Genomic DNA, 9,055 nt, shown 5'->3' on the forward strand with positions numbered 1-9,055 from the left:
AGCAGATGTCCGAGGGCTTCAGGCCATTGCGGCTTCCAGGGAAAATCCTTCGCGCAGCGTGACGTTCACTCTCCGTTCGGCCTTAACGTGTCTGGGGGAACAAATCTTGTTCCGCCCCCGAACTCGCCTTCCCGCGCGCCGTCTGCCTCGCGCTGGTCGAGGGGACGGGCGCTGCCCTCCGTGCCGCTGACGAGATCGCCCGGCGCGCCGACATGCTGATCGCGGTCGCGCCGACGGTGCGCACCAAGGGGGCAGACGCTGTCATCCAGAAACTGCTCGATACGGACGCCATGTCGGCCACCGCCCCGGGCAGCAATCTGTCACGCTGGGCGGCCAATCGCCTGTTCGATCGATTGGAGGGGGTCGGCGCCGTGCGCGAGCTATCCGGGCGCAGTTCCTTTCGGATCTTTGGGCTATGACCGTGCGGGAGACGACCAGGGCTTCCCGCGGCCGCGCGCGAGCGTCGGAGGAGGATGTCCTGTTCGACCGCGAGCTGGCCGATTTGCCGGCGGCGCTGCGCTGGCGCGAATGGATGATGCGCGTCGAAGCGGTGATGTTCGCGTCGGGGGAGCCCGTTACCCGCGAGACACTGGCGCGCGTAGTCGGCCCGGATTGCAGCATCGATCTCTTGATCGACGATCTTCAGGCCGAGCTGCATAACCGGCCCTATGAGATCGCCGCCGTCGCCGGCGGCTGGCAGCACCGAAGCCGTCCGGCTTACGCGTCCGCGATCCGGGCATCGCAGGCGTCGACGCGCGGACCGGCGGCGGCACTGTCCGAGTTCGAGGCGATGGTTCTGACGGCCATCGCCTATTTTCAGCCGATCACCCGTGGCGACCTGTCGAAGATCTTCGGCAAGGAGGTCAGCCGCGATATTATCTCAAGCCTGCGCAATGCCAACTTCCTTGCCTCTGGCCCGCGCAGCCCGACGCCGGGCGCGCCCTATACCTATGTCACGACGAAGCATTTCCTCGCGGCCTTCGATCTGCAGACGCTACGCGATCTGCCGGACATCGAGGCACTGGAGGACGCGGGGCTGCTAAGCCGGCACGCGATAGAGGCAGGCTCCTCGGGGAGCGAGGCGGAGACAAATGAGGAATAAGGAACCTACGCGTGAGCCGTGAGCCAGTCGTCAATCTCCTCTTCGGGAACGCCAATTGCCATGCCTTACCATCCCGTTCCATGCTTCACGTTGCCGGCCGGCCAGGCCGGGAGGAATGCATATTAGATCAGTCATCAGCCGCAATCTGCGACCTAATCCCCGACATGAACGATCTTACGGTGCGCACCACCGTCCGATCAACGTCCTCCGGAGTGTTTGTCGCGTAGATGAATTTGCGAATAGCGAGATAAAATACGCCACCGTGGAGGCCCCAGAACAGTTCTTCTTCAGGCTCCGACGGAAGCCGCTCGGGGAGGCCCAGATCATGACGCAATTCCATTACGGCTGGGCGAATTATTCGGCTGCGGATGATCGCGAGATAGCGTTCTGGCAATCCGTATGACTTCAATCCGGCTGAAATGAATATCCGTACCCACTCGTACTCGAATACGCACTGCGCATACTCCCTGTAAAACTGAACCAGTCTTTCCTCGAGGGGGATACTGCGGTTCACAACCAACTCGTTCCAGCTGCTTCGCCAGCGGCTGGTGTAGACGTGCTCGTATACTCGTTCGATTAGCGCCTGCTTGCTCTCAAAATGCCGATAGATCACGGCGTGCGATACACCCAGCCGCTTTGCGAGTTCTCGGGTCTGTCCCTCAAAGCCGTGCTCTGCGAAAAAGCGAACGGTTTCCTCCAGAATCTGTCTCTCCCGATCGGCCGACCGCATGTTCTTGCGGCGCGATGTGGATGAGGTCGTTTTCTCCATGAAATGCACCTTAGCCTGTTATCGGCGCGACAATAGCACAAAAGGAAGTGACCAAATGGTCATTTATCGCTTGTGCAAAGGTCGCGCTTATGCAATTTGTAACCATGTGGTCACAATTGGAGGAGAAGCCTTGTTGACCGCTCGTGGGGAGATTTGACGTAACAGCCGCAAATAAGCGCGCGCAGGCCATCCGCGGGATGGCGGCGCGACGACCTGCAACAACTCCACCACGACTGCCTGGTGACGTTCTGCCCCAATGCGCGGCATGCCGAGTTCCGGGATGCAGACGTTGAATGCACGGGCCGGATGAGCGGTTCCTGAATCCGAGGCAGAGCACGCTACCGAAGCGACATTGATGAGATGACGTCATCTCTAAGGGAGGAAGAGCATGGAAATGACACAAAGCGGGACCCGCCATCGTTGGAGGGTGCTCAATATGACGTTCCTGGCATATCTCTATGACAGCCTCGATCTGCAGATCCTGGCGATATGTATGCCGGTGATTATCGCATCGCTCGGCATCTCGCTGACCGATGCCGGTCTTCTCGCATCCGCGACGATGATCGGAACAGCCATCGGCGGTGTGCTGTTTGGCTGGGTTGCCGAGAACTGGGGGCGGAAAAACGCCGCCGTCATCTGCCTTATCGAGTTCGGCATCTTTACCGCGCTGGTCTATTGGGTGACTTCCTGGGAACAGCTGATGGTTCTGCGCTTCCTGCAGGGGGTGGGGATGGGCGGGCTTTGGGGGCCGATCGTGGCGCTGATCGCCGACCATTGGGCGCCGCGGTATCGCGCCCGCGCGGCCGGCTTCATGCTCTCCACGTTCGCGCTCGGCGGCATCCTCGCATCGCTGATGGGGCGATACCTTTTGGACGACCTCGGATGGCACATGCTTTTCGCGCTTACGGGAAGCGCGGCGATCGTTGGCGTGCTGTTCTGGCTCATCGTGCCGGCAGATCCGCCGCGGACAGCGAAAGCTCACAAGGATGGCGTCAGTTTCAAGCGTCTCTTCGCTCCTGGCACTGCGATGCTGACCATCGGCGCGACCATTGCCGCTGCGTGCCAGATGGGCGGCTTCTGGGGGGTCTCGTCCTGGATTCCGACCTATCTGGTTCAGGTGAGGGGACTCGACCTCTCCTATATGAGCCTGTTCTCGGTAGTGATCTTCTCCGGTGCGTTCGTGGGCTACTTCCTGTTCGCCTGGATCGCTGACCGCATCGGGCGTCGCAATGCGCTGATGCTTGCGTTCCTCGCGGATACGATCATCGTGCCGCTTTATGTCATCGTGCCGGATGCCGAGCTTCTCTTTTGGCTGGGACCACTGATGGGCCTGTCATTCGGCGGGGTGTTCGGCCTGTTCGGATCCTATTTCGCCGAACTCTTCCCGCAGGACATCCGTGCAATGGGCTCCGGTTTCGCCTTCAACATCGGCCGTGGCATTGGCGCGGTCGTTACGCCGGTCACCGTCGGCGCTATGGCGAAAACGCACGGCCTTGCCTTCGGCATTGGCGCTTGCTCGGTGGTCTTCTTCGTCGGGGCGATAACGGTGTGGCTCATGCCGGAAACGCTTAAGCGGGAAGAAGTGCTTGGCGTCTCGCCAAGCCGCGAGGTCGCGTGATCTTGCATCCCTGGCAACGCCTGCACCAGCACGGCGTTGCCCCACCAAGCCGGCGCGATTTCGGCGCGCAGGGTTCGATGATGCCGAATATGGGGAAGTGAGATGAAACCGCCACCTTTTGGCTATCGGCGTGCGGAGAGTATCCCGCAGGCGCTGGAATGGTATGCTGAGTTCGAAGGTGAGGCGATCTGGTTGGCAGGTGGCCACAGCGTCGTCCCGTCGCTTGCGCTACGGCTACAGGCGCCGTCGGTATTGATCGACATTTCGCGCCTGCCTGAGCTTTCCGGGATCGTGCTGACGGAGGCGGGCCTTCGGATCGGCGCCACCACGACGCATGCCGAGATCCTCTCCGATCCCCTGGTGCGGGAACACGCCCCGCTTTTGTCCGAGGCAGCCCACCATGTTGCCCATCCGGCGATAAGAAACCGGGCGACCTTCGGCGGCAACCTGGCTCTCGCGGATCCTGCTTCGGAATTCCCCGCCGTCGTGCGCTGTCTCGGAGCCGTGCTTGATATCGTCGGCCCCGACGGAGAGCGCGAGGTGGATGCCGACGATTTCTTCCTCGATCTTTATACAACGGCGATGGAGCCCGGCGAGATACTGCGTTCCATCCTAATACCGCGGCAACCTCCGTCGGCACGAATGCGGTTTAGCGAGCTCGCGCGACGCCACGGTGACTTCGCCATGGTGGGAGCTGCCGTGCGTCTCATGCAGGAAGGCGGGAGAACCATCGATGCGAGGATTTGCTTCCACGCGGTCGGGACTGTCCCGGTACGCGCCCACTCCGCCGAGAACGCACTGACAGGGCATCCGCTCGACCTGGACAGAATATGTAGCGCGCGGGACGCGCTCTCGAACGATCTGGAGCCGGCTGACGATCCAAGCATGCCGGGCAAGATGCGGCTGCATCTTGCCGGTGTCCTGTTGGGGAGGGTGCTGCACAGCCTCTCGGATGGCTCGCTCAATAGGGAGGATGCTCGATGAAAGTCATGGTCGAGATGACCGTCAACGGCGAAGAGGTCTCGGAACTGATCGAACCTCGGATGAGCCTCGTGGATTTTGTTCGTGATAGGTTGCGTCTGACCGGCAGCCATATCGGTTGCGAAATGGGAGTGTGCGGGGCCTGTCTGGTGATGGTCGACGACAAGCCCGTTCATGGTTGCCTTGTCCTGGCAGTTCAGGCCGCCGGCAGTACGGTTCGTACGATCGAGGGTCTGGCGGAGAGCGGCGAGATTGCCGATCTCCAGACAGCCTTTCACGCACGAAATGCCCTGCAATGTGGGTATTGCACGCCCGGCATGTTGATGACCGCGCACCGCCTGTTGCTGGATCAGCCCAATCCCGATCGAGAGGCAATCCGCACCGCGCTGTCGGGGAATTATTGCCGTTGCACGGGCTACGAGGCAATTGTCGACGCCATCACCGCCGCTGCATCCGCTCGCGCGGAAAGGAGGGCGGAATGAGTGATCGATCCGCGCATATCGGCCATCCTCACCGTCGTCAGAACGCGTTACGCCATCTGCATGGGCGAGGAAACTATGTCAGCGACCTGCAATTGCCGCGGATGTTGCATGCGGCCTTTCTGCGTAGCCCGATGGCCCATGGCAAGATCAGCGAGCTGGATGTCGAAGGTGCGCGCTCTGCGCCTGGCGTCCTGGCGGTTTTCACTGCGGCCGATCTGAATCCGCTTTGCGAAAGCTGGACCAGCAACCTTGGCCATTTTGCCGGCATGGTCAGCGCCCCGCAAAATATTCTGGCGGAGGAAGAGGTTCTCTGGGCGGGGCATCCCGTCGCCATGGTGGTGGCGAAAAGCCGCGCCGAAGCCGAGGACGCTTGCGAACTCATCCTATTGGAGCTTGACGAGTTCGATCCGGTATGCGGGGTGGAGGCGGCTCTGGATCCAGCCGTCGGACCGGCCACATCGAGCCTGAAAAGCAATATCTGCTATCGCAACGAACTCAAGACCGACAATGTCGAGGTCGCTTTCGCCAACGCCGCGCTGATCGTCGAGGGAGAGTATTCCTTCGGCCGCCATACGGCGGTCACGCTGGAGCCTCGAGCGATCGTTGCCGACTATAATCCTGCGACCGGCCAGTTAACGGTGCATCAGGGCACGCAGACGCCATATCAGTTCCAGGACATTTACTCCCGGCACTTCGGCCTTCCGGACCATAAGGTCCGGGTGATTGCTCCGGATGTCGGCGGCAGCTTCGGTATGAAGCTGCACCTCTACAATGAGGAAATGGCGGTAGTGGCCGCTACCCTACTGCTCCATCGTCCGGTCCGTTTCCTGGCTGATCGACTGGAGAGCTTCCTCACCGATATCCATGCTCGCGATCATCATGTTCGTGCGAAGATGGCATTTGATGAAAGTGGCATGATCCTGGCCATGGACGTGGAGGATTTCGCCCCCATCGGAGCCTTCTCCGCTTTTCCCCGTACGTCTGTTGTCGAGGGCAATCAGGCTTTCCGGCTCATGGGATCGCCATATCAGATGAAGGATTACGTTGGCCGATTGAACGTTCTCTTTCAAAACAAGGTTCAGACCAGCCAATACCGCGCGGTGGGCCATCCCATTGCCTGCGCCGTCACGGAAGAGCTGCTCGACCAGGGAGCATTGCGGCTGGGCCTTGATCCCTGGGAGATACGCCTGCGCAATGTCATTCCCGACGATGCCTATCCTTGTGCGTCGGCGACCGGCTATCGCTTCGAACGCCTATCTCACCAGCAGACCCTTCGAAAACTATACGATGTGATGAATTACGACGCACTGCGTGAAGAGCAGGTGGCGCTGCGCGCGAAGGGAATCCACCGCGGCATCGGCTTGGCCACGTTTGTAGAAATCACGAATCCCGGTGCGGCGTTCTACGGCGTAGGCGGGGCAAGAATCTCCGCGCAGGATGGGGCAATTGTCCGCCTGACGCCTGGCGGCGAGGTATATTGCGCGATCTCGGTTACCGAGCTGGGGCAGGGGACGGAAACAATTGTTGCCCAGATCGTCGCCGATCAGTTGGGCGTGACGCCTGACCAGGTCAAGGTGACGACCGGCGATACGGACACAACGCCGTCCGGTGGCGCGACGTGGGCGTGCCGAGGCGCGGGGATCGGCGGTGAGACGGCTCTTCTGGCCGGGCGCAAACTCGCGGATCAGGTTCTGACAATTGCCGGAGCCATCCTGCAAGCCGAACCTGGCAGCCTCGCATTGAGAGGCGGTGAGGTGGTGGACGCCTCGTCAGGTTCGTCGCGTATCTCCCTGGCTGAGATCGGCCGCATTGCCACCTATCGGCCCGATACCCTGCCGCAGGGAATCGACAACTCCTTGACCGTGACGCAGCATTTTGCGCCGTCAGGCTACCCGTTCGGTTTCACGAACGGGATTCAGGCGTCCTGGGTGGAGGTCGACCCGGAAACAGGCCTCGTCAAGCTCTTGAAGCACTGGGTGGTCGAGGATTGCGGGCGCATCATCAACCCGCTGCTCGTCGACGAGCAGATCCGCGGGGGGGTCGTCCAGGGGCTGGGAGCCGTACTGTTCGAGGAATGCCTCTACGATGAGAACGGCCAGCTTCAGAATGGGTCGCTCGCCGACTACCTGGTCCCCATGTCCTGCGAGATGCCTGACATTGTCATCGGCCATGTCGAAACTCCGACCGAGGACACGATCCTCGGTGCGAAGGGCGTGGGCGAGGCGGGGACCGCAGCCGCCGGCGCTGCGGTTATGAACGCCGTCAATGATGCCCTTCTGCCGTTTGGCGCAAGATTGACGCAAACCCCGATCACCCCGGCGCGGATTCTTGCCGCGCTTGGGACGGAACAACCATGATGGAGGACAAGAATGGAACTGATAGGAACCCATGAACTCGGCCTGCCGCCTGAAGTCGTGTGGGCCGCGCTCTTCAATCCCGCCGTGTTGAAGGGGGCGATTCCGGGGTGCGAGGAGCTGGTGCAGACAGGTGAAAACTCGTTCGCGGCAACGGTCAAGCTGAAGATCGGTCCCGTGTCAGCACGCTTCAAGGGTGACGTTGAGCTTTCCGATATGGTTCCGCCGCAGTCGTGCGTGCTTTCCGGCAAGGGCTCGGGTGGCATTGCGGGATTTGCAAAAGGGGCCGCCAAAGTGGAACTCGTTCCGAAAGACGGCGGCACTGTCCTCACCTACACCGCGGACGCTGCGCTGGGCGGCAAGCTGGCCTCCCTTGGAAGCCGGATGATCCAGTCGACGGCTAACAAGCTCGCGAACGAATTTTTCACGAGCTTCAGCCAGGCGCTCAACGAGGGCGCAGCAGCTCCAGACCAGGCTACATAATCGAGCGGTTTCGGCCTGGCTGGACAGGCGGGGGAGCTTCCCCCGTTCGTCGACCTCATGAAATCCGGGAACGATTGCCAACAGGAGGAATTGTCGTGCCAGTTCCAAGCATGGTTCTGCCTTTTGCGCCTTTGCAGCAAACTGATCGGCCGGGGTCGCACATGGACGCAATCGGAGCCTTGGCAGATGCGGAGACCGATGGTGTTCTCGCGCTAATCACCGCTGTCGAGGGACCATCCTATCGGCCGCTCGGTGCTGCCATGGCGCTTTTCCCCGATGGTCGGCGGGTCGGCAGCCTGTCGTCAGGTTGCATCGAAAAGGATGTCCAACACCACGCAGATAGTGCCTTGGTCGAGGGGCGGCCGCTCCAAATCCGCTACGGAAAGGGCTCCCCGTATTTCGACATACAGCTACCGTGTGGGGGCGGGCTCGAGATTACGCTCGTCCCGCGCCCGCCGCTGGTGCTTTTGCATCGTGCGATCGAGCTACGGCTCGCGCGGGAGCCCTTTGCATTGGCCATTTCTCCCGAAAGGGGGCTTTGCTACATAGCGGCGGATCGACCCACAGGCTACGACAACGGCCTGTTCCATGCGGCGGTACGGCCAGAGCCGCGGTTTTTGATCTTCGGCAAGGGACCCGAAACCATCGTCTTCGCCGGACTTGTGCATTCCGCGCAATTCCCGTCGTTGCTGCTGTCGCACGACGAGGAGACGCTGGAATTAGCGAGCGAGAGCGGGATTGCAACGCGCCTCCTGGCGCGCGACGGCCTTCCTCCTGACGTTTCCGTCGATCGTTGGACAGCGGCGGTTCTCTTCTATCACGATCATGATCACGAACCCCCGATCCTGAGAGACCTTCTCCGCACTGATGCCTGCTATATTGGCGCCCAGGGGAGCCGTCGCGCGCGCGAGGGCCGGAATGCGGCCCTGATGAGGCTTGGCATGTGCGATGCGGATATCGCTCGACTTAAAGGTCCGATCGGACTCATTCCATCCACACGAGATCCCCGCACCCTTGCTATTTCCGTGCTCGCAGAGGTGCTCAGTCTGCAGTAGGCTCGAAGGAGCGTTCTGGATGGTTTTAGATCTGCCACATATCTTGATCTTGGCGGCGGGATGCTCCTCCAGGATGAGAGGCGCTGACAAGCCCGTCATCGCTGCCTTTCGTGAGCGGAAGGCGCTGCTGCCTTCTCAACATTCCATAGAGAAGATCGGCATTGCGGCCCGCGCCGTTGCTCGCCGTCGTGCTGAGAGTGCGCTGATCTCG

General features: G+C 61.2%; 9 protein-coding genes and 1 pseudogene. 9 read left to right on the top strand and 1 reads right to left on the bottom strand.

The annotated features are described in order from the left end of the window. Positions 1-119 precede the first annotated feature (119 nt). Both DSD28_RS25595 and scpB read left to right on the top strand, forming a co-directional pair. A pseudogene (locus DSD28_RS25595) lies at positions 120-419 on the top strand (DUF1403 family protein); the annotation flags it as partial. Beyond that, positions 416-1,102, top strand: coding sequence for an SMC-Scp complex subunit ScpB (scpB, locus tag DSD28_RS25600; protein WP_119259260.1), 687 nt, complete (start codon positions 416-418; stop codon positions 1,100-1,102). The pseudogene DSD28_RS25595 and the gene scpB, both read left to right, overlap by 4 nt. 127 nt (positions 1,103-1,229) lie before the next feature. Here scpB and DSD28_RS25605 read toward each other — a convergent pair whose 3' ends face one another. Then, entirely contained in the window at positions 1,230-1,871 is a 642-nt protein-coding gene (locus tag DSD28_RS25605; protein ID WP_245424931.1) for a TetR/AcrR family transcriptional regulator, read from the bottom strand. A gap of 388 nt (positions 1,872-2,259) precedes the next feature. Here DSD28_RS25605 and DSD28_RS25610 point away from each other — a divergent pair, with 388 nt between their 5' ends. From DSD28_RS25610 to DSD28_RS26175, 7 genes are all read left to right on the top strand, one after another. Continuing rightward, positions 2,260-3,489, top strand: coding sequence for an MFS transporter (locus DSD28_RS25610; protein ID WP_119259262.1), 1,230 nt, complete (start codon positions 2,260-2,262; stop codon positions 3,487-3,489). Positions 3,490-3,591: 102 nt separating this feature from the next. Beyond that, the gene (locus tag DSD28_RS25615) at positions 3,592-4,473 is read left to right on the top strand and encodes an FAD binding domain-containing protein (protein ID WP_119259263.1); all 882 of its coding nucleotides are present in this window, start codon (positions 3,592-3,594) and stop codon (positions 4,471-4,473) included. Further along, positions 4,470-4,952, top strand: a complete 483-nt coding sequence (locus DSD28_RS25620) for a (2Fe-2S)-binding protein (RefSeq protein ID WP_245424932.1) — start codon at positions 4,470-4,472, stop codon at positions 4,950-4,952. The genes DSD28_RS25615 and DSD28_RS25620 overlap by 4 nt, the downstream gene beginning before the upstream one ends. Then, on the top strand, positions 4,949-7,309 hold the full coding sequence (locus DSD28_RS25625; RefSeq protein WP_119259264.1) for a xanthine dehydrogenase family protein molybdopterin-binding subunit: 2,361 nt from the start codon (positions 4,949-4,951) through the stop codon (positions 7,307-7,309). The genes DSD28_RS25620 and DSD28_RS25625 overlap by 4 nt, the downstream gene beginning before the upstream one ends. Positions 7,310-7,321: 12 nt before the next feature. Then, entirely contained in the window at positions 7,322-7,789 is a 468-nt protein-coding gene (locus tag DSD28_RS25630; protein WP_119259265.1) for a CoxG family protein, read from the top strand. A gap of 161 nt (positions 7,790-7,950) precedes the next feature. Beyond that, positions 7,951-8,844 (top strand): XdhC family protein, encoded by an 894-nt coding sequence (locus tag DSD28_RS25635; protein WP_162911557.1) that lies wholly within the window; start codon positions 7,951-7,953, stop codon positions 8,842-8,844. 19 nt (positions 8,845-8,863) lie between these two features. Continuing rightward, the coding region (locus DSD28_RS26175; protein ID WP_205536239.1) for a hypothetical protein at positions 8,864-9,055 on the top strand (192 nt) is incomplete at its 3' end.

Origin of the sequence: Shinella zoogloeoides, from assembly GCF_003574625.1 — a bacterium.
GTDB classification, from domain to species: Bacteria; Pseudomonadota; Alphaproteobacteria; order Rhizobiales; family Rhizobiaceae; genus Shinella; species Shinella zoogloeoides_A.